The organism is Leisingera caerulea DSM 24564 (assembly GCF_000473325.1).
Classification (GTDB): Bacteria; Pseudomonadota; Alphaproteobacteria; order Rhodobacterales; family Rhodobacteraceae; genus Leisingera; species Leisingera caerulea.
Genome location: NZ_AXBI01000019.1, coordinates 101,648 through 120,386, shown reverse-complemented (window position 1 = coordinate 120,386; position 18,739 = coordinate 101,648). Strand labels below are relative to the sequence as shown.

The 18,739-nt window shown below is 65.2% G+C and carries 17 protein-coding genes; 6 read left to right on the top strand and 11 right to left on the bottom strand.

Annotated elements, in window-relative coordinates:
- Positions 1–128 precede the first annotated feature (128 nt).
- From CAER_RS0102715 to CAER_RS0102700, 4 genes are read right to left on the bottom strand one after another with little or no spacing between them, the layout of a single operon-like run.
- Positions 129–1,166, bottom strand: coding sequence for an LLM class flavin-dependent oxidoreductase (locus CAER_RS0102715; RefSeq protein WP_027233966.1), 1,038 nt, complete (start codon positions 1,164–1,166; stop codon positions 129–131).
- Entirely contained in the window at positions 1,163–2,089 is a 927-nt protein-coding gene (locus CAER_RS30590; protein ID WP_027233965.1) for a flavin reductase, read from the bottom strand. The genes CAER_RS0102715 and CAER_RS30590 overlap by 4 nt, the downstream gene beginning before the upstream one ends.
- Positions 2,086–2,889 carry an alpha/beta fold hydrolase gene (locus tag CAER_RS0102705; protein ID WP_027233964.1) on the bottom strand — a complete coding sequence of 268 codons (804 nt, stop codon included), beginning with the start codon at positions 2,887–2,889 and terminating at the stop codon, positions 2,086–2,088. Before CAER_RS0102705 ends, CAER_RS30590 begins: the two co-directional genes overlap by 4 nt.
- The gene (locus CAER_RS0102700; protein WP_027233963.1) at positions 2,861–3,463 is read right to left on the bottom strand and encodes an amino acid synthesis family protein; all 603 of its coding nucleotides are present in this window, start codon (positions 3,461–3,463) and stop codon (positions 2,861–2,863) included. The genes CAER_RS0102705 and CAER_RS0102700 overlap by 29 nt, the downstream gene beginning before the upstream one ends.
- 119 nt (positions 3,464–3,582) lie before the next feature.
- Here CAER_RS0102700 and CAER_RS0102695 point away from each other — a divergent pair, with 119 nt between their 5' ends.
- Entirely contained in the window at positions 3,583–4,257 is a 675-nt protein-coding gene (locus CAER_RS0102695; protein ID WP_027233962.1) for a GntR family transcriptional regulator, read from the top strand.
- Positions 4,258–4,355: 98 nt separating this feature from the next.
- Here CAER_RS0102695 and CAER_RS0102690 read toward each other — a convergent pair whose 3' ends face one another.
- Positions 4,356–5,273: a LysR substrate-binding domain-containing protein gene (locus CAER_RS0102690; RefSeq protein WP_027233961.1), complete on the bottom strand. Its 918-nt coding sequence runs from the start codon at positions 5,271–5,273 to the stop codon at positions 4,356–4,358.
- A gap of 137 nt (positions 5,274–5,410) precedes the next feature.
- Between CAER_RS0102690 and ugpB the strand changes: the two genes are divergently transcribed.
- The 5 genes from ugpB (at position 5,411) to CAER_RS0102665 (ending at position 10,525) form a co-directional block, all read left to right on the top strand.
- Entirely contained in the window at positions 5,411–6,712 is a 1,302-nt protein-coding gene (gene ugpB, locus CAER_RS0102685; protein WP_027233960.1) for a sn-glycerol-3-phosphate ABC transporter substrate-binding protein UgpB, read from the top strand.
- 72 nt (positions 6,713–6,784) lie between these two features.
- The gene (ugpA, locus tag CAER_RS0102680; protein ID WP_027233959.1) at positions 6,785–7,666 is read left to right on the top strand and encodes a sn-glycerol-3-phosphate ABC transporter permease UgpA; all 882 of its coding nucleotides are present in this window, start codon (positions 6,785–6,787) and stop codon (positions 7,664–7,666) included.
- Entirely contained in the window at positions 7,666–8,517 is an 852-nt protein-coding gene (gene ugpE, locus CAER_RS0102675) for a sn-glycerol-3-phosphate ABC transporter permease UgpE (RefSeq protein ID WP_027233958.1), read from the top strand. Before ugpA ends, ugpE begins: the two co-directional genes overlap by 1 nt.
- 11 nt (positions 8,518–8,528) lie before the next feature.
- Positions 8,529–9,584 (top strand): sn-glycerol-3-phosphate import ATP-binding protein UgpC, encoded by a 1,056-nt coding sequence (locus CAER_RS0102670; protein ID WP_027233957.1) that lies wholly within the window; start codon positions 8,529–8,531, stop codon positions 9,582–9,584.
- Complete coding sequence (locus CAER_RS0102665; protein ID WP_027233956.1) at positions 9,584–10,525, top strand: glycerophosphodiester phosphodiesterase family protein; 942 nt, start codon at positions 9,584–9,586, stop codon at positions 10,523–10,525. Before CAER_RS0102670 ends, CAER_RS0102665 begins: the two co-directional genes overlap by 1 nt.
- 87 nt (positions 10,526–10,612) lie before the next feature.
- Here the strand turns inward: CAER_RS0102665 and hutU are convergent, their stop codons facing one another.
- The 6 genes from hutU to repC form a co-directional block, all read right to left on the bottom strand.
- A complete protein-coding gene (hutU, locus tag CAER_RS0102660) occupies positions 10,613–12,295 on the bottom strand; it encodes a urocanate hydratase (protein ID WP_027233955.1) in 1,683 nt (560 codons plus the stop codon).
- A complete protein-coding gene (gene hutG, locus CAER_RS0102655) occupies positions 12,292–13,074 on the bottom strand; it encodes an N-formylglutamate deformylase (RefSeq protein ID WP_027233954.1) in 783 nt (260 codons plus the stop codon). The genes hutU and hutG overlap by 4 nt, the downstream gene beginning before the upstream one ends.
- Entirely contained in the window at positions 13,071–14,594 is a 1,524-nt protein-coding gene (gene hutH, locus CAER_RS0102650; protein ID WP_027233953.1) for a histidine ammonia-lyase, read from the bottom strand. Before hutH ends, hutG begins: the two co-directional genes overlap by 4 nt.
- A complete protein-coding gene (hutI, locus tag CAER_RS0102645) occupies positions 14,591–15,799 on the bottom strand; it encodes an imidazolonepropionase (RefSeq protein WP_027233952.1) in 1,209 nt (402 codons plus the stop codon). The genes hutH and hutI overlap by 4 nt, the downstream gene beginning before the upstream one ends.
- A gap of 102 nt (positions 15,800–15,901) precedes the next feature.
- Positions 15,902–17,227 (bottom strand): MFS transporter, encoded by a 1,326-nt coding sequence (locus CAER_RS0102640; RefSeq protein WP_027233951.1) that lies wholly within the window; start codon positions 17,225–17,227, stop codon positions 15,902–15,904.
- A gap of 333 nt (positions 17,228–17,560) precedes the next feature.
- On the bottom strand, positions 17,561–18,700 hold the full coding sequence (gene repC / locus CAER_RS0102635) for a plasmid replication protein RepC (RefSeq protein ID WP_027233950.1): 1,140 nt from the start codon (positions 18,698–18,700) through the stop codon (positions 17,561–17,563).
- Between the last annotated feature and the right edge of the window lie 39 nt (positions 18,701–18,739).

Below are 18,739 nucleotides of genomic sequence, written 5' to 3'. Positions count from 1 at the left end.
AAGTAGTGGCCGTGTACTGAGCCTCCGGGAACCTTGGCGATGGGTTAGTATTCTCGCTGACTTGGACGCCACACCCTCCAAGGATTACAGCTATGGCGATCAGAAAAAGGCGAGGCATATGGCGCTCCTTACTGAAACGCGGGCATGACTTCGGTGATGAACCGCTCAAGCGAGGCTTTCTTGCGCTCGAAACTCATGCTGGAGTCGATCCAGAACGAGTATTCATCATAGCCCAGGGCCTCGTATTTCTTCAGCCGCTCGATTACCGCGGCCGGTTCGCCGATCACCAGATCGCGCTCCATCGCCTCGGGTGAATAGAACGGGTGCGCGGCGATTTCCTCGTCGCTCAGCGGGTCGATCAGGCCCTGGCTGACGTCGCGCTGGTTCATGAACCAGGCCCCGAAGTAGCAGTAGAAGCGGTTCAGCTCCTCCGCGCCGCGTTTCACATCCGCCGCGCTGTCGGCCACATAAGTATGCTGCAGCAGCATGATCCTGGGCCGCGGCACATCGGCGTGCTTGGCGCAGGCGTCATTGAACTTGCCCATGAGGTCCGCAATCTCTCCGTCGCCCTTCCACAGCGGCGTCACCTGCACGTTGCAGCCATTGGCCACTGCGAACTCATGGCTGTTGGGATCGCGCGCGGCGACCCAGATCGGCGGGCCGTTTTCCTGCAGCGGCTTGGGCGAGGACGTGGTTTCCGGGAAGGAATGAAACTCCCCCTCCTGCGCGTAATCGCCCTGCCACAGGCCCTGCACCGCCGGGATCAGCTCCCGCATCCGCTGGCCGGCCTCCCAGGCGTCCATGCCCGGCATCATGCGTTCGTATTCGTAGCTGTAGGCGCCGCGCGCGATGCCCAGGTCCAGACGGCCATCGGTGATGATATCGGTCATCGCCGCCTCACCGGCCAGCCGGATCGGGTGCCAGAACGGCGCAATCACCGTGCCGGTGCCCAGGCGCACGTTTTTCGTATGCCGCGCCACGTCGATCAGGTTCAGGAACGGATTCGGCGAGATGGTGAAATTCATCCCGTGATGCTCCCCCGTCCAGACCGCGTGCATGCCGCCGTCATCGGCGATTTTGCACAGCTGGATGAACTCGTCATAAAGCCGCTTCTGATCCTGATCCTCAGAAATCCGCTCCATATGCGCAAAGAGGGAAAATTTCATGCGCCCTTGCTCCCTGTCGCCACCGGGCGCACCTGGCCCCGGATCTGGTTTCCGTAATACACCCCGAAATTGCCGATCCGGCTTTCACTGGCGAAGCGTTCCAGCATGGTGCAGACCGCCGCGTCGGCAATGTCCATCAGCGTGGTCTGGCTGAGCTGGGTGAAAGCGCCCTTGGCCGGCGTGCCCCCGGCGGACTGGCACAGGAACGAGATGTGCTGATGCTCGCGCGCTTCGTCCTCGAAAACGGAATAGATGAACCCCGGCTCCGCCTCGACCCCGGTTTCCGCAATCAGCCGGGCGAGCGCGGCTGAGGCGCCCTCCTTGCCGACCCGCGTTTCCGGCAGCGTCAGCTTGCCCTGACCGTTGCCCATGAGCAGCACCTTGCCCTCATGCTCAATGAGGGCCGAGACGATCAGCTTGGCGCCCTGTGTCAGCGCCTCGGCCTCGGCGGCGGCGGTCACATAGGCGCCGCGGGCATATCCCAGCCCCGGCGCGGGCGAGGTCTCAAACGCTTCCACCCGGCCGATCAGGATCAGATGGTCGCCCGCCTCTACCCGGTTGTGCATGGAGCAGTCGAACCAGGCGGAAACACCCTCGAACACCGGGCTGCCCTGCGGTCCCTGCTGCCAGCGGACGGCGGCAAAGCGGTCCTCGACGGGCCGCGCAAAAGTGTTGGAGACGTCCTTCTGATCCTCTGCCAGCACGTTCACGGCAAAGCCGCCCGCCTGCTCAAACGCGGCGAAGTTGCTGGAGGAGTTGGCGATGCAGACCAGCACCAGCGGCGGGTCCAGCGAGACAGACGTGAAGGAGTTGGCGGTGAAGCCGATGGGGTTTCCGTCCGGATCCTGCGCCGTCACCACGGTGACGCCGGTCATGAAGGTGCCGAACGCGTTGCGTAGGGATCTCGGGTCGATATCGCTCATGACGTCGCTCCTTCCGTGTACAGCCAGTCCCGCAGGGCGGCGTTGACCTCTGCGGGGGCAGTCAGGTTGACCATATGCCGGTGGCCTTCGATGACAACCGCCCTGCCCCGCGGCGCGGCATCAGCCATTGCCTGCGCCATCGCAGGCGTCGAGTTCGGGTCCCCGTCGCCGGTCAGCGCCAGCAGAGGGCAGCGGATGCCGCCGAAGCCGTCCGCATAAGTGCTGTCGCCGCGGGCAAAGGCGGAATAGGCGGCAGCGTAACCATCCAGGTTCACCCCCGATAGCCATTCCGCCACCTGCGCCCGCGCGTGCCGGTCGGCGGGGCGGTCCCCGAACCAGCGCGCCAGCGGCGTTTCCAGGTCAAAACTGCCAGCCCGGATTTCAGCGGCGCGGGCCTCAACGGCTGCCCTGGCCTCTGCTGAGCGGCGGAACACCCCGTTCAGCAGCGCCACGCGGGCCGCGTCTTCGGGACGGCTGACCGCATAGCCGCCGGCAATCAGCGCGCCCATCGAATGGCCGGCCAGGCTGACCGGCCCCAGATCCAGCACCCGCAGCACCTCGTGCAGCCAGGCCACGTAATCCGGCAGGTCTGCCCCCGCAGGCAGCGGCGCGCTGCCGCCGTGGCCGGGCATGTCCAGCGCGATGACCTCATGGGTCTGCGCAAAAGCCTCAATCTGCGGCCCCCAGGCTGCCGACTGCATGCCGACACCATGGATCAGCACCAGCGGCGTCCCCTCCCCTGCCCTTAGGCAGGAGACGGCCCCGTAAGGCTCAGACAGCGGCAGGGTTGTCGGCGTCATGGCCCAGTTCCTTAAGGTCCTGATAGCGGTCGCCGATGCGGTGATGCGGCCGCCCGCCGATGGAGGCGCCAAGCGCGATCACAATCTCATCCGGCCCCGGCGCATCGGCAACCGACAGCTGGATGGTCAGGTAATGGCTGCGCCGCCCGCCGTCGTTCTTGTCCATCAGCGGGATCTGCAAGGGTGCATTGGCCGGCCCGCGGGTGTTGGTGAAGGCGAGGTAGGATTTCGCCCCCACCGCCTCGCGGAAGTGGTTGCCGAAGCGCAGCGTGTGGATGAGGGCAGAGGCATGCTCCACCTCGCCGTTGACACCGACGATGGCGGATTTGCCGTAGCCCTCCACCCGGTCACCGCCGCCTGCGGCCTCCAGGATCATCGCGGTCAGCTTCTCGCCCAAACCCGGCGCGCAGTCGTGGATCGCCGGGCGCAAGTCCTCGACAAACCCCTGCCCCGCCCAGGGGTTTTTGATCACCGCCACCGCGGCAATCATCTTCAGCGGCTGCTCGGCCGCCTTGCCGCCCTCGATCAGGGTCTCTTCGACATGCAGCAGCGTCTTGCGGATTTCGGCGGGCATGGGCGGGTCTTTCCTGTCTGATTCCAGTTGCCGTAATATGGTATACCATCATACAGTATGTCAATGCAGCCTTGTTCCGCCCTGCCCCTGTTGCTATCGGAGGTCACATGACCAGCCCAATGAACCAGCCTGTGATGAGCAAAATCGACCACCCCCCGCAGACCCTGCGCGATATCGTGCAGGAGCGGATGCGGGAGGCGATCATCTCGGGCCAGTTTGCCCCCGGCGAGCGGCTGGTGGAGCGGCCCCTGTGCGACCAGCTTGGCGTCAGCCGCACCGTGGTGCGCGAGACGATCCGCTATCTGGAGGCGGAGGGGCTGGTGGAGATCCTGCCCGGCAAAGGGCCGATAGTGGCCAAACTCACGTGGCAGGACGCGCGGCAGATCTACGACATCCGCCAGATGCTGGAGACCGCCGCCGCCACCGCCTGCGCGCAGAACATCACGCCAGAACTGGCAGAGCAGCTGACCGCCGCGCTGCTTGAGCTGCAAGAGGCTGTTGCAGCAGGCGTGCCCGGCCCGATGCTGCGCGCCACGACGGAGTTCTACCGTATCATCTTTGCAGGCGCCGGCCACAACGTCGCCTGGGAAATCGCCCAGCGTCTGAACGGCCGCATCAGCAGGCTGCGGGCGGTGACACTGTCAACCGAAGAGCGGCAGAAACCCGGCCCCGCCCATATGCAGGAAATCTGCCAGGCCATCGTGTCAGGTAATGCCGAGGCCGCGCAGGCCGCCATTGAACAGCATCTGAGCGACGCCAAACACACCGCCGAACGGCTGCTGAACGAGGGGTAACCGATTTCCTGCGAGGAAACCGGCCATGAAAAATCCGATTTTTCACGGCTGAAATCCGCGCCGGATTTCAGTTTGCGTGCCGCACCGCCGGCGCGGCCTCAGATCCGCGGCGGCTGAGGCGGATCGGCGCGGAAGGGCTTCAAGCTGTCCACAAACGCATCCAGGAAATCCAGCGCCAGCAGCGAACGGCTGCCCGACACCGGCCGCAGGATCGACAGGCGGTGGTGCAGCTCCGGCGCAAAGGGCACGATGGCGATGCCCTGGCCGTGGAACTGCTCGGCGTCCAGGGCGCTGACGACGGAGGCCCCCTGCCCCTGGCTGATAATGATGCAGGCGGTGGAGAACTGGCGCACCTCGATCCAGCTGTTCAGCTCCACCCTGGCCTCGGAAAAGGCCTTGTGCAGCCTGCGGTAAAACGGGCTGTCGCGCCGGGTGTGGATGATCTTGCGGTCCCGCAGGTCGCGGGGGGTGATAACATCCTGTTCTGCCAGCGGATCCCCTTCGGGCAGCACGCAGACGGTGCGGATCGGGATGTCGATGTTTTCCACCGCCGGATGGGCGGCAAAGCCGTCGGTGATGCCGCAGTCATACTGCTCGCCGATGATCCACTCCAGGATCCGCTCCGGCCGGTCCGGCTCCAGCGTCAGCCGCACGCCGGGGCGGTGTTCCAGGAACCGGGCCAGCAGCTTGGGCAGCAGCGCGGTTGCAAACCCCGGCAGGCAGGCGATGCGCAGATGGCCGGCGGTGCGCTCAGTCAAGTCGCGGTTGAGTTCTTCCAGGTGGTTCAGGCTGTCGAACACCCGCCCCACCTCGGACAAGAGATAGCGCGCCTCACTGGTGGGAATCAGCAGCCCGTCCTGGCGGGTGAACAGCTCCACCGCCACCGACTTGGAAAAATCCGACAGCAGCCGGCTGGCGGCAGGCTGCGAGATTCCCAGCGATTCCGCAGCCCGGGTGACGGAACCGGTGCGGGCGACGGCCTGAAAGGCCTCAAGCTGTCTGAGACTGAATTTCAAGGGGTTAGCGGCCTTTGGCTGGCGGTGAACACGCCGCCGCATAACATGATGTTATGAATTTTGTCAAAAAACTTTTGCTTGAATTATTCCCTTGGCCGGACAAAAGCTTTTGCAGAACAAAACTGGGAGAGAAGCTCATGTCCGTTAAATCCTTGCTCTGCGCCTCGGCCGTTCTGGCCGTTGCCGGCAGCACCGCATTTGCAGAAACCGAAATTCAGTGGTGGCACGCCATGGGCGGCACCAATGGCGAACGCGTCAACAAGATCGCCGAAGATTTCAACGCGACCCAGGACGAGTACAAGGTCGTGCCCGTCTACAAGGGCAACTACACCGAAACGATGACCGCGGCGATTGCCGCCTTCCGCGCCAAGGAACACCCGCAGATTGTGCAGGTGTTCGAGGTCGGCACCGCCACCATGATGGCCGCCAAGGGCGCGATCTACCCGGTCGAGCAGCTGATGAACGACGCAGGCGAGCCGTTTGACGGCGACGCCTTCCTGCCCGCGGTGGTATCCTATTACGAAACGCCCGAAGGCGAGCTGCTGTCGATGCCCTTCAACAGCTCCACCCCGGTCCTGTGGTACAACAAGGACGCGCTGGACGCGGCCGGCGCCGAAGTGCCGGAAACCTGGGACGGGGTGAAAACCGCCGCGCAGAAGCTGGTCGACAACGGGATGAAATGCGGCGTGTCCTTCGGCTGGCAGTCCTGGGTGATGATCGAGAACTTCTCGGCCTGGCACAACCTGCCCACCGGCACCCAGGAAAACGGCTTTGCGGGTTTTGACACCGAACTGACCTTCAACAACGACAAGCTGGCCGCGCGCCTGGATGATGTCGCGTCGATGGGCAAGGACGGCTTGTTTGTCTACGGCGGCCGCCGCGGCGACAGCCTGCCGATGTTCACCAACGGCGAATGCGGCATGTGGATGAACTCCTCGGCCTATTACGGCTCGATCTCCTCGCAGGCGGAGTTCGAATTCGGCCAGAGCATGCTGCCGCTGGACACCAAGGTGGCCGACGCGCCGCAGAACTCGATCATCGGCGGCGCCACCCTGTGGGTGCTGGCAGGCCACGAGGAAGAGGAATACAAAGGCACCGCCAAGTTCCTCAGCTACCTGTCCTCGCCCGAGGTGCAGGCCTGGTGGCACCAGGAGACCGGGTATGTGCCGATCACCACGGCTGCCTATGAGCTGTCCAAGGAGCAGGGGTTCTATGACAGCAACCCGGGCACCGACACCGCGATCAAGCAGCTGAGCCTGAACACCCCCACCGCCAACAGCCGCGGTCTGCGCTATGGCAACTTCGTGCAGGTCCGTGACGTGATCAACGAGGAGCTGGAAGCGCTGTGGGGCGGCGAGAAGACCGCGCAAGAGGCGCTGGATGCGGCGGTTGAGCGCGGCAACGACCTGCTGCGCAAGTTCGAGCGCACCGCCAAGTAACCCATCCCTGACGACCCGGCCCTGCCGCCCCTCCCCCGGGCGGCAGGGCCAATTTCCTGAGTGGGGTCCTTCATGCTCAAACGGGTGCATTTCCCAACTTCGGCGCTGCCCTACCTGCTGGTCGCGCCGCAAATCGCCATCACCCTGGTGTTCTTCCTCTGGCCCGCCAGCCAGGCGATGTATCAGTCGTTCCTGATCGAGGACGCCTTTGGCCTTGGCACCGAATTCGTCTGGTTCGAGAATTTTGAGGTTCTCGCCAACGATCCGCACTACCTGGCCAGTTTCCAGCGCACCGCGGTGTTCTCGCTGCTGGTGGCGGCGCTGTCGATGGGCTTTGCGCTGATCCTCGCGGGCTTTGCGCAGCGGGTGGTGCGCGGCGCCATGTTCTACCGCACCATGCTGATCTGGCCCTATGCGGTGGCACCGGTGCTGGCCGGTGCGCTGTGGGTGTTCATGTTCAACCCCACCCTGGGCATCTTCCCCTATTTCCTGGAATTCGCGGGCATCACCTGGAACCACTACCTCAATGGCACCCAGGCGATGGCGCTGGTGATCCTGGCCGCGGCGTGGAAGCAGGTGGCCTATAACTTCCTGTTCTACCTTGCCGCCATGCAGTCGATCCCCAACTCCGTGATCGAGGCCGCCGCCATCGACGGCGCAGGCCCGGCGCGCCGGTTCTGGACCATCATCTTCCCGCTGATCTCGCCCACCACGTTTTTCCTGCTGGTGATCAACATGGTCTACGCCTTTTTCGAGACTTTCGGCATCATCCACGCCGTGACCCAGGGCGGCCCCGGCACCTCCACCACCATTCTGGTCTACAAGGTGTTCAACGACGGCTTTGTCGGCCTCGACCTCGGCGGCTCTGCCGCGCAGTCGGTGGTGCTGATGGTGCTGGTCATTGCCATGACCGTGGTCCAGTTCCGCTTTGTTGAAAGAAAGGTGGCATACTGATGGTCGAAAACCGCCCCCTCACCGCCTTCCTCACCCATCTGGTGCTGGTCCTTGGCGTTCTGGCCATCGCGCTGCCGGTGTGGATCACCTTTGTCGCCGCCACCCATGACCAGTTCCGCATGAACCAGGCGCCCCTGCCGCTGTGGCCCGGCGATCACTTCCTGGAAAACATGAAGCAGACCCTGTTCGGCTCCGGCCTCAGCGGGACCGAAACCGCGCCGGTCTGGCTGATGCTGCTGAACTCATTGGCGATGGCGCTGATGATCTCCACCGGCAAGATCGCCATTTCGCTGCTGTCGGCCTTTGCCATCGTCTATTTCAAGTTCCCGTTCCGCATGACCTTCTTCTGGATGATCTTCATCACCCTGATGCTGCCGGTCGAGGTGCGGATCCTGCCCACGTTCGAGGTGGTCGCCAACCTGGGAATGCTGAACAGCTACTGGGGATTGTCGATCCCGCTGATCGCCTCGGCCACCGCGACCTTCATGTTCCGCCAGGTGTTCCTGACGGTGCCGGATGAGCTGCTGGAAAGCGCCCGCATCGACGGTGCCGGGCCGCTCAGGTTCTTCTTCGACATCCTGCTGCCGCTGTCGCGCACCAATATCGCGGCGCTGTTCGTGATCCTGTTCATCTTCGGCTGGAACCAGTACCTCTGGCCGCTTTTGATCACCACCGACACCTCGATGACCACCATCGTGATGTCGATCAAGCAGATGCTGGAGGCGGCGGAGCAGAGCCCGCAGTGGAACATCATCATGACCACGGCCCTCTTGGCGATGATCCCGCCGGTGTTCGTGGTCATCGCAATGCAAAAGCTCTTTGTGCAGGGCTTGACGGAAACCGATAAGTAAGGCGCCCCGAAATGGCTGATATTCAACTCAAAGACCTGGTGAAATCCTACGGGCCGACCGAGGTGCTGCACCATGTCGAAGGCGACATCAACGATGGCGAGTTCATCGTCATCGTCGGCCCCTCCGGCTGCGGCAAGTCCACGCTTTTGCGGATGGTGGCGGGGCTGGAAAGCGTCACCTCCGGCGAGATCGCCATTGGCGGGCGCCGGGTGAATGAGCTGGAACCCTCGGCGCGCGATATCGCCATGGTGTTCCAGAACTACGCGCTCTATCCGCATATGTCGGTGCGCCAGAACATGGCCTATGGCCTGAAGATCCGCAAACTGCCGAAGGACGAGATCAACCGCCGCGTCGAGGAGGCGGCGGAAATCCTGGAGATCAGGCAGTACCTTGACCGCAAGCCGCGCCAGCTGTCGGGCGGCCAGCGCCAGCGGGTCGCGATGGGCCGCGCCATCGTGCGCGACCCGCAGGTGTTCCTGTTCGACGAGCCGCTGTCCAACCTCGACGCCAAGCTGCGGGTGCAGATGCGGCTGGAAATCCGCAAGCTGCAGCAGCGGCTGGGGGTGACCTCGATCTACGTGACCCACGATCAGGTTGAGGCGATGACGCTGGGCGACCGGCTGATGGTGCTGAACGGCGGCTATGTGGAGCAGTTCGGCACCCCGATCGAACTCTATGACCGCCCGGCCTCGGTGTTTGTGGCGGGGTTCATCGGCAGCCCGGCGATGAACTTCTTCCCGGCGGAAATCAGCGCCGGCCAGGCCGCCCTGCCCGGCGGCGGCGTGCTGCAGGTGGCCTCTGCCCATAACGGCACCGCCACCCTGGGCCTGCGTCCCGAACACCTGCTGGAGGACCCCGCAGGCCCCATCGCCATCGAGGTGGAGCTGCTGGAACAGCTGGGCGCCAACACCCTGATCCACGGCCGCCTGCCGGGCACGGAGCATACCATCACCGCCAGCGTGCCGGGCCATGCCAATGACGGCACCGGCAGCATCCGCCGCTTTGCGGTGGCGCCGGAGCTGACCCATCTGTTCGATGCCGCCACCGGCAAACGGCTGGAGGCCTGATGCAGTACCCCCAGATCCCCGCCTTTGCCGCCCAGCCCGGCCTGATCCGCCTGATCGGCCACCGCGGCGCCCGCGGCGTGCTGCCGGAAAACACGATGGAAGGTTTCGCGTTTGCCCTGACCGCCGGGGTGGAACTGCTGGAGCTGGACGTGACCGCCACCCGCGACGGCGTGGCGGTGATCACCCACAACCACCGCCTGACCCGGTCGATGATCCGCGGCGCCGATGGCTGCTGGCTGCAGGGGGAAGAACCGAAAGTGTCGGCGCTGACCTATGCCGAACTGCAGGCCTATGACGCGGGCGGGCTGGACGGCCGCAGCGCCTATGGCCAGCGGTTTCCGGACCAGGCGTTTCTGACCGGCGTGCGCATTCCCCGCCTTGCGGACCTGCTGGCGCTGCTGCAGCTGGCTGAGCATCAGAACGTGCATCTGCTGCTGGAGATCAAATCGGATCCGGAGCTGCTGGGCGACACCGCCGCGCGCCAGGCCCTGGTTGAGGCAGTGGTGTCAGAGGTCCGCCAGGCCCGGATGCAGCCGCGCACGGTGCTGCACAGTTTCGACTGGGATCTGCTGGCGGACTGCCAGCGGATCGCCCCGGAAATGCCCGCCTCCTTCCTGACCCAGCTGCCGGACAACGCCGACGACGTGGGCGAGGATTCCTCCAAGGCGGTGAACCCGGTGGCGGGCTGCAGCGCCCTGGACCTGCCGGACCGCGTTGCCGCGGCCGGGGGCCAGTTCTGGTGCCCCTATTTCCTGGACATCACGGCAGACTCCCTGGCCCGCGCCCGCGCACTGGGGCTGGTGACGGTGGTCTGGACGGTGAATGAGCCGGAAGACATCGAGCGGATGATTGATCTTGGCGTCGATGCGATCTGCACGGATTACCCGGGGCGGGTGCAGCGGCTGCTGCTGATGCACGGGCTGCATTGGCGCGCAGACTGAACAAAGCCGTTTCCCTTGCAGGGAAACGGCCATGGAAATTGGATTTTTCATGGCTGAAATCCGCGCCGGATTTCAGCCTTCTCTCAATCAGCCCAGGATACCGGGCAGGTTCAGCCCATGCTCGCGCGCGCAGTCCTTGGCAATGTCATAGCCTGCATCCGCATGGCGCATGACGCCGGTCGCCGGGTCATTCCACAGCACGCGGCCGATGCGGCGCTCCGCGTCCTCGCTGCCGTCGCAGCAGATCACCACGCCGGAATGCTGCGAGAAGCCCATGCCAACCCCGCCGCCGTGGTGCAGCGACACCCAGGTCGCGCCGGAGGCGGTGTTCAGGAGCGCATTCAAGAGCGGCCAGTCGGACACCGCATCAGAGCCGTCCATCATCGCCTCAGTCTCACGGTTGGGGGACGCCACCGAGCCCGAATCCAGATGGTCGCGGCCAATGACAACCGGCGCCGACAGCTCGCCATTGCGGACCATCTCGTTGAACGCGAGGCCCGCCTTGTGGCGGTCACCAAGGCCGATCCAGCAGATCCGCGCGGGCAGGCCCTGGAACGCGATGCGTTCCTGCGCCATGTCCAGCCAGCGGTGCAGCCCTTCGTTCTCGGGGAACAGCTCCTTCATCTTGGCGTCGGTCTTACGGATATCCTCCGGATCGCCGGACAGCGCCGCCCAGCGGAACGGGCCGATGCCGCGGCAGAACAGCGGGCGGATGTAGGCGGGCACGAAACCGGGGAAGTCAAAGGCGTTCTCCAGCCCCTCCTCCAGCGCCATCTGGCGGATGTTGTTGCCGTAATCCACGGTGGGCACGCCCATCGCGTGGAAATCGCACATCGCCTTCACTTGCACTTTCATCGAGGCGCGGGCGGCCGTTTCCACCGCTTTCGGCTCAGATACCCGGCGCTCCTTCCACTCGCCCATGGTCCAGCCCAGCGGCAGGTAGCCATTGACCGGGTCGTGGGCTGAGGTCTGGTCGGTCACGATATCGGGGCGGATGCCGCCTGCCTTGGCGCGTTCCACCAGTTCGGGGAAGATCTCTGCCGCGTTGCCCAAGAGGCCCACGGATTTCGCCTCGCCGTTGGCGGTCCAGCGCTCGATCATCTCCAGCGCTTCGTCCAGGGTTTCGGCCTTCTCGTCCAGGTACTTGGTGCGCAGGCGGAAGTCGATCGAGTCCGGGTTGCACTCCACCGCCAGGCAGCAGGCGCCGGCAAAAACGGCTGCCAGCGGCTGCGCGCCGCCCATGCCGCCCAGGCCGCCGGTCAGGATCCACTTGCCCTTGAGGTCGCCGCCGTAATGCTGGCGGCCCGCTTCGGCAAAGGTCTCATAGGTGCCCTGCACGATGCCCTGGGTGCCGATATAGATCCAGGAGCCGGCCGTCATCTGGCCGTACATCATCAGGCCCTTCTTATCGAGCTCGTTGAAATGGTCCCAGTTGGCCCAATGCGGCACCAGGTTGGAGTTGGCGATCAGCACGCGGGGCGCGTCCTTGTGGGTCTGGAAGACGCCCACGGGTTTGCCCGACTGCACCATAAGGGTCTGGTCTTCCTCAAGGTTCTTCAGGGTCTCGACGATCAGGTCGAAATCCTTCCAGGTGCGCGCGGCGCGGCCGATGCCGCCGTAGACCACCAGTTCATGCGGGTTTTCGGCGACGTCGGGATGCAGGTTGTTCATCATCATCCTGAGCGGCGCCTCGGTCATCCAGGACTTGGCGTTGAGCTCCGGGCCGGTGGGCGGGAAGATGTCGCGGGTGTTCTTGCGGGGATCGCTCATGCGGGCCTCCAGGTCTGAAGATCGGTGAGAATTTTGGTGAGATGGGCGCGCAGTTGCTCCGCGCGCTCCGGCAGGTAGGTCCAGGGCGGGCTTTCCTGGCAGTAGGTGGCCTGCGCCAGCTCCATCTGGATGGAGTGCAGGCCGTCCGCAGGCCGCCCGTAGTGGCGGGTGGTCCAGCCGCCCTTGAAGCGCCCGTTGAGGGTGGAGGTATAGCCCTCCGCCGCCTCGCAATGGGCCACGGTCAGCGCCTCGATGGACGCATCGCAGGTTTCGCCCATGTTGGTGCCCACATTGAAATCCGGCAGGCGGCCCTCGAACAGGAAGGGGATGTCGCCGCGGATCGAGTGGCAGTCATAGAGGATGGCAAAGCCGTGAATGGCCTTCACCCGCTCCAGCTCTGCCGCCAGCGCCGCGTGATAGGGCGCGTGATAGGCGTCGCGGCGGCGGGTGATTTCGGCCTCGTCCGGCTCTTGCCCGTCGCGCCAGATCGGCAGCCCGTCAAAATCGGTCAAGGGCACCAATGTGGTGGTGTTTTGCCCTGGATAGAGACTGATACCGGCGGGATCGCGGTTCACGTCGATCACATAGCGGTGGATGGGGGTGCGGACGGTTGTGATCTCCTCCACCAGCCCTTCGTACAGGTCGTGAATGTGCCAATCCGTATCGGCCAGCGCCCGGCCGGTCTCGTTCAGACGCTCCCAGACCTCCGGCGGCACATCGGTGCCGGTGTGGGGCAGCCCCAGCACCAGCGGCGAGGTGCCTTGGGTGACGTCGATCATGCCGTCACCTCCACGCCCGCAGCCGCTGCAACCCGGCCTGCGCGGACCATGGCGCTGGCGGTTTCAATGTCGGGCGCCAGGTAACGGTCCTCGGCCAGCGAGGGGATCTCCTCGCGCAGCATTGCCAGCACGTCCTGCAGGCGCGTTGAGGTCTGCAGCGGAGCGCGCGCCTCCACCCCTTGCGCGGCACAGAGCATTTCGACGCCCAGGATCACCGACAGGTTCGCATTCATCTTCGACAGCCGCAGCGCGCCGTGGGCGGCCATGGACACGTGGTCCTCCTGGTTGGCTGACGTCGGGGTTGAGTCTGTGACGCAAGGATTCGCCAAATGCTTGTTCTCACTCATCAGTGCGGCGGTGGTCACCTCGGCGATCATGAAACCGGAGTTCAGCCCCGGATCGGGCGTCAGGAACGGCGGCAGGTCGTGGCTGAGCGTGGGATCGACCATCAGCGCCACCCGGCGCTGCGCGATGGCGCCGATTTCGGCCACCGCCAGCGCGATCTGATCCGCGGCAAAGCCCACGTATTCAGCATGGAAATTGCCGCCGGAGACGATGCGGCCTTCGTTCACCAGCACCAGCGGGTTGTCGGTGACGGCGTTGGCTTCGATCTCCAGCGTTTTGGCGGCCATCCGCAACACGTCCAGCGCCGCGCCCACCACCTGCGGCTGGCAGCGGATGCAATAGGGATCCTGCACGCGGGTGTCGCCTTCGCGGTGGCTCTCGCGGATCTCCGAACCGTCCATGATCGCGCGCATTTCGCGGGCCACGTCGATCTGCCCCGCATGGCCGCGCAGGGAGTGGATGTCCGCGACCAAGGGCGCGGTGGAGCCCATGATCGCGTCGGTGGTGAGCGACGCAATCGCCATCGACGCCTCTGCCATGCGCCAGGCGTCAAACAGCCCCGCCAGCGCGCAGGCGGTCGAAAACTGAGTGCCGTTGATCAGCCCCAGCCCCTCCTTGGGACCCAGCACAATAGGCTCCAGCCCGGCCTTTTTCAGCGCTTCCGCGCTGGACATGCGGGTGCCCTCATATGTGGCCTCCCCTGCCCCGATCATCGCCGCCGCCATATGCGCCAGCGGTGCCAGGTCGCCCGATGCGCCGACGGAGCCCTGCGACGGGATCACCGGCACCACGCCGCGTTCCAGCATCTGTTCTATCTGCTCGATCACCAGCCAGCGCACACCGGACGCGCCGCGGCCCATCGACAGCAGTTTCAGCGTCATCATCAGCCGGGTCTTGTCCTCCGGCAGTGCCTCCCCTACCCCGCAGCAATGGCTGAGGATCAGGTTGCGCTGCAGGGTGGCGGTGTCTTCCGGTGCGATCTTGGTTGAGGCCAGCTTGCCGAAACCGGTGTTGATGCCATAGACGGCGTCCTCTCCGGCAGCGGCATCTGCAACCATCTTCGCGGCGGCCTCCACCGGCTCGCGGGCGGAGGCGTCGAGTTTGGCAGGGGTCAGGTTGCGGTAGATATCTTCCAGCGTGGCCAGCGTTACCGTGCCGGGGATCATCTCGATCATTGGGTGCCCTCATAGATACGGGTGTAAAGCGGGTTGAAGCCGATGCGGTAGGCGAGCTCTGCGGGCGTTTCCACGTCCCAGACCGCCAGATCGGCGCGCATACCGGCAGCGATCTGTCCCCGGTCTGGCAGACCCAGCGCGCGGGCTGCGTTGCGGGTGACGCCTGCCAGCGCCTCCTCCGGGGTCATGCGGAACAGGGTGCAGCCCATATTCATGGTCAGCAGCAAGGAAGTCAGCGGCGAGGAGCCCGGGTTGCAGTCGGTCGCCAGAGCCATCGGCACGCCGTGGGCGCGGAAGTGCTCAATGGGCGGCGCCTGGGTTTCACGGATGGTGTAAAACGCGCCGGGCAGGATCACCGCAACGGAGCCGGAGGCGGCCATCGCCCTGGCGTCGTCCTCGGTGGCGTATTCCACGTGATCGACTGACAACGCGCCGTAGTCCGCGGCCAGCTTGGTGCCGCCCTGATGGCTCAGCTGTTCGGCGTGCAGTTTAACCGGCAGGCCCAGCTCCTGCGCCACTTTGAACACCCGTTCGATCTGCGCAGGCGCAAAGGCGATGTTTTCGCAGAAGCCATCCACTGCATCCACCAGCCCCTCCGCATGGGCGGCGCGCAGCGCCGGGATGCAGACCTCGCCGATGTAGTCATCGTCGCGGCCTTTGTACTCAGCAGGCGTCGCATGGGCGCCGAGGAAGGTGGTTTTCACCGTCACCGGGCGCAGCTCGCCCAGGCGGCGGGCGGCGCGCAGCATGTTGAGTTCGGTGTCCAGATCCAGCCCGTAGCCGGATTTCACCTCCACCACCGCAGCACCTTCGGCGATCAGCGCATCCAGCCGCGGCAGCGCGTCCTGCACCAGCTGCTCCAGCGAGGCCTCGCGGGTGGCGGAAACGGTGGAGACGATGCCGCCCCCTGCCCTGGCGACTTCCTCATATGACGCGCCATTGAGGCGCATCTCGAACTCCATCGCCCGGTTGCCGCCAAAGACGATATGGGTGTGGCAGTCGATCAGGCCCGGCGTGACCAGCCGACCGCCCAGGTCGCGCTGCTCCCACGGAAAATTGTCAGCTGACAATTTTTCCCGCGGACCGGCCCAGACGATCCTGCCGCCCGAGACCGCGACCGCGCCGTCCTCAATCAGGCCATAGGGCGTGTCCGAACTGGCCAACGTGGCCAGCCGCGCGCCTGTCAGAACAAACTCCCCTGTCATCGGATGCCCGACTCCCTTTATTGCCGTTGCGGCAATAAACTACGCAATTTGGCGGTTATGTCTAGTCATAAAAATGGGGGCCGGGCCCCCTGCCATGGTGTGTCAGCGCGGCGTTTGCTGCGGATATTGCGGGTGCAGATCGTCGATGATGATCGGATGCGCATGCGGGCGGGCGCCCTGCAAATGCGGGTGGTCCGGCGGCAGATCAGGGTGGCTGTGCGCAACGGGGGATGCGCTGTCCCTGGGCCACAGGCGCTGCGCGGCGATCAGCCCTGCCGCGGCCAGCAGCGCCAGCGCCAGCATCGCCGCGCCCCCGCCCCAGGCGGCCATCAGCCAGGCCGACAGCGGGTAGAACAGCAGCCAGCAGGCATGCGACAGGGTGAACTGCGCGGCAAAGACCGCGGGGCGGTCCGCCGCATGGGCCGAGCGCGCCAGCAGCCGCCCCGAAGGTGTCAGCACCGCGGAGTAGCCCGCGCCGATCACCGCCCATCCGATTGCCAGCCGTGCAAACGTGAGCGGCTGGGCCAAGGCCGCCAGTGCGAGGATGGCCATGGCAGCTATGCCCAGCCCTGCCCCGGCCAGCATCACGGTCCGGTCCGGCAGCCGCTCCAGCAGCCGCGGCAGCAGCATGGCCGACAGCATCGAGCCGCCGCCGAACGCCGCCAGCGCCAGCGCCACCGAGCTTTCGGGCAGCGCCATGCCTGCGCGCACCAGCACCACCGTGTTGACGATCACCATAGCGCCGATGGCGGACACCACCCAGTTCAGCGCCAAGAGCCCGCGCAGCCGCGGGGTCCTCAAGTAATTGCGGATGCCGCGGGTGGTGCGCTCCCAAACCGGGCGCGGCGCCTTGGGCGCGGGTGACGGCAGCGCGATTGTCAGCAGCAGCAGGGCCGACCCGGCGAACCCCGCCGCGGTGCCCCAGAACAGGGTGCCGGAACTGACCACCAGCAGCAGCGCCGCGGCCAGCATCGGGCTCGCCAGGCTCTCCAGCTCAAACGCCAGCCGCGACAGCGACAGCGCCCGGGTGTAGTCCTTCTCCTCCGTCAGCACATCGGGGATCGAGGCCTGGAAGGCGGGCGTGAACCCGGCAGAGGCGGATTGCAGCACGAAGATCAGCACATAGACCTGCCAGACCTCGGAAACGAACGGCAGACAAACCGCCACCGCCATCCGCACCAGGTCCAGGCCGATCAGCATTTTGCGCCGGTCCGTCTGCTCTGCCCAGGCGGCGGCGATGGGCGCCACGGTGACATAGGCCACCATCTTGATCGTCAGCGCAGTGCCCAGCACCAGCCCGGCGCGTTCGCCTGCCAGGTCAAAGGCCAAGAGCCCCAGCGCCACGGTTGCCAGCCCGGTGCCGGTCAGCGCGACGATCTGGGCCAGGAACAAATGCCGGTAGGTCCGGTTCTGCAGGATGGAAAGCATGGGCGGCGGGATCCTTGGCTGGGAGCGGTCCCGTCACTGTGGCCGCGGGCTGGCCCGGAAAGCAATGGCCCGGATCATCCGGACGCGGCGGCAGAGGAAAATTGTCAGCTGACAATTATAGCGGCGCGCGTTCTCCTGCACGACACAAGGGCGGGGCGGCCTCTAAAAACGCGCGGACCATGACCGTTCGGTAAGCTGCGCACATCGGCCGGGAGAAAAATTGTCAGCTGACAATTTCGCTGCAGGGGCCAGCAAAAACGCAGTTCAGCCAAGGCGCGGGGCAGGGTGTTTGCCGGGACCGGCAGGCTGCACCCCCCGCAGGACTGAAAATTGTCAGCTGACAATTTCCGCCCGCTGTCCCTTTTGCAGCAGCGCATTCAGCATCGGTGCGGTGGAGAATTGACCCGCCCGGGCCTTTTGCGCCAGCCGCCGCAAGTAGGCGCCAGGGCTGCGGATGGTTGCCAGCTTTTCCAGGATGCACATCACGGCGGTTGCCGCATCTTTGCGGCCCATCGCGGCACGGGCGTCGCTGAGAACGGGCAATTCGATCCCTATCATCGGTGACAGCATCTCGGCAATCCTGTCGGCATCCTGCCAGCTGCGCAGCCTGCCGGGGTAATAGCTTTGCACCTCGGGACAGGCGCGCACAACGGTGCTCAGGTCACTTGTTTTCTCAGCAGTCCCATCCTCTGCCTCAGTGCGCACCGGGTCAGAGCAGGAGGCTTCGGCCTGCGGCCCTTCAGAGTCAGAATCTTTTTTTATTGAATACTGTATGTGCCGCTCATTCTGGCCGGTGCTGCCGCTCATTTGGCGCGCAGGCAGTGCGGTTTGCCGGGGCGGGTCTTCCGGTGTCCGGCGGGCAATTTCTTCCTGCAGTGCCGCAGCCATCCGGGTCAGCTCTGCCTCGCAGGGTTTGCGGCGCAGCAGCTTGCGGGCGGCTTCCAACAGGTCAGCGGCAGTGTCCGCCAGGTCCATCAGCTGCTGCCGCAGCACGGCCACACGGTCGCGCAGAACCGCCAAATGCTCAGCCCGGGCCTTGGCCGCCAGCGCGGCGTCAAAGATCTGGCCTGCGTGGCGGGCGAGGGGGGACAGGTCAAAGCCGAAGGCCAGCGCCGTGTCATCGCCGCTGCGGCGGGCATAACGCTTGCGGTTGGGGCTGTTCTTCCGGCTGACAATTCCCAGCCGCGTGAGGGTTGCCAGATGGCGGCGCAGGGTGCTTTCAGGCATCCCATTGAGCCGCTCCATCAGCTTGCGGTTCGAGGGGAAGACAATGGCGCTGTCCGGCTCCGCGCTGAGTGCGCGTTCCGGCAGGAAGGTCAGCAGGGCCTTGAGCACCCCAAGGGTGCGGTGGCTCAGTTCGAATTCCGCAGCGGCATGGGTGAGCGCAGCCAGAAGGTCCCACTTGTCGTGAGTACCCGCCAGCCGGCCGCGCTGATCCATCCGCCCAAACGCGATTTGGGACGCATGTTCCATCTTTTTTTCACGAAAGACAAAAAATACCCGCCCCCATGC

What these genes read in the sequence shown, in the direction of transcription:
- CAER_RS0102715 (WP_027233966.1), bottom strand. Translation starts at nt 1,166, where the DNA reads ATGAAATTTTCCCTCTTTGCGCATATGGAGCGGATTTCTGAGGATCAG.
- CAER_RS30590 (WP_027233965.1), bottom strand. Translation starts at nt 2,089, where the DNA reads ATGAGCGATATCGACCCGAGATCCCTACGCAACGCGTTCGGCACCTTC.
- CAER_RS0102705 (WP_027233964.1), bottom strand. Translation starts at nt 2,889, where the DNA reads ATGACGCCGACAACCCTGCCGCTGTCTGAGCCTTACGGGGCCGTCTCC.
- CAER_RS0102700 (WP_027233963.1), bottom strand. Translation starts at nt 3,463, where the DNA reads ATGCCCGCCGAAATCCGCAAGACGCTGCTGCATGTCGAAGAGACCCTG.
- CAER_RS0102695 (WP_027233962.1), top strand. Translation starts at nt 3,583, where the DNA reads ATGAACCAGCCTGTGATGAGCAAAATCGACCACCCCCCGCAGACCCTG.
- ugpB (WP_027233960.1), top strand. Translation starts at nt 5,411, where the DNA reads ATGTCCGTTAAATCCTTGCTCTGCGCCTCGGCCGTTCTGGCCGTTGCC.
- ugpA (WP_027233959.1), top strand. Translation starts at nt 6,785, where the DNA reads ATGCTCAAACGGGTGCATTTCCCAACTTCGGCGCTGCCCTACCTGCTG.
- ugpE (WP_027233958.1), top strand. Translation starts at nt 7,666, where the DNA reads ATGGTCGAAAACCGCCCCCTCACCGCCTTCCTCACCCATCTGGTGCTG.
- CAER_RS0102670 (WP_027233957.1), top strand. Translation starts at nt 8,529, where the DNA reads ATGGCTGATATTCAACTCAAAGACCTGGTGAAATCCTACGGGCCGACC.
- CAER_RS0102665 (WP_027233956.1), top strand. Translation starts at nt 9,584, where the DNA reads ATGCAGTACCCCCAGATCCCCGCCTTTGCCGCCCAGCCCGGCCTGATC.
- hutU (WP_027233955.1), bottom strand. Translation starts at nt 12,295, where the DNA reads ATGAGCGATCCCCGCAAGAACACCCGCGACATCTTCCCGCCCACCGGC.
- hutG (WP_027233954.1), bottom strand. Translation starts at nt 13,074, where the DNA reads ATGATCGACGTCACCCAAGGCACCTCGCCGCTGGTGCTGGGGCTGCCC.
- hutH (WP_027233953.1), bottom strand. Translation starts at nt 14,594, where the DNA reads ATGATCGAGATGATCCCCGGCACGGTAACGCTGGCCACGCTGGAAGAT.
- hutI (WP_027233952.1), bottom strand. Translation starts at nt 15,799, where the DNA reads ATGACAGGGGAGTTTGTTCTGACAGGCGCGCGGCTGGCCACGTTGGCC.
- CAER_RS0102640 (WP_027233951.1), bottom strand. Translation starts at nt 17,227, where the DNA reads ATGCTTTCCATCCTGCAGAACCGGACCTACCGGCATTTGTTCCTGGCC.
- repC (WP_027233950.1), bottom strand. Translation starts at nt 18,700, where the DNA reads ATGGAACATGCGTCCCAAATCGCGTTTGGGCGGATGGATCAGCGCGGC.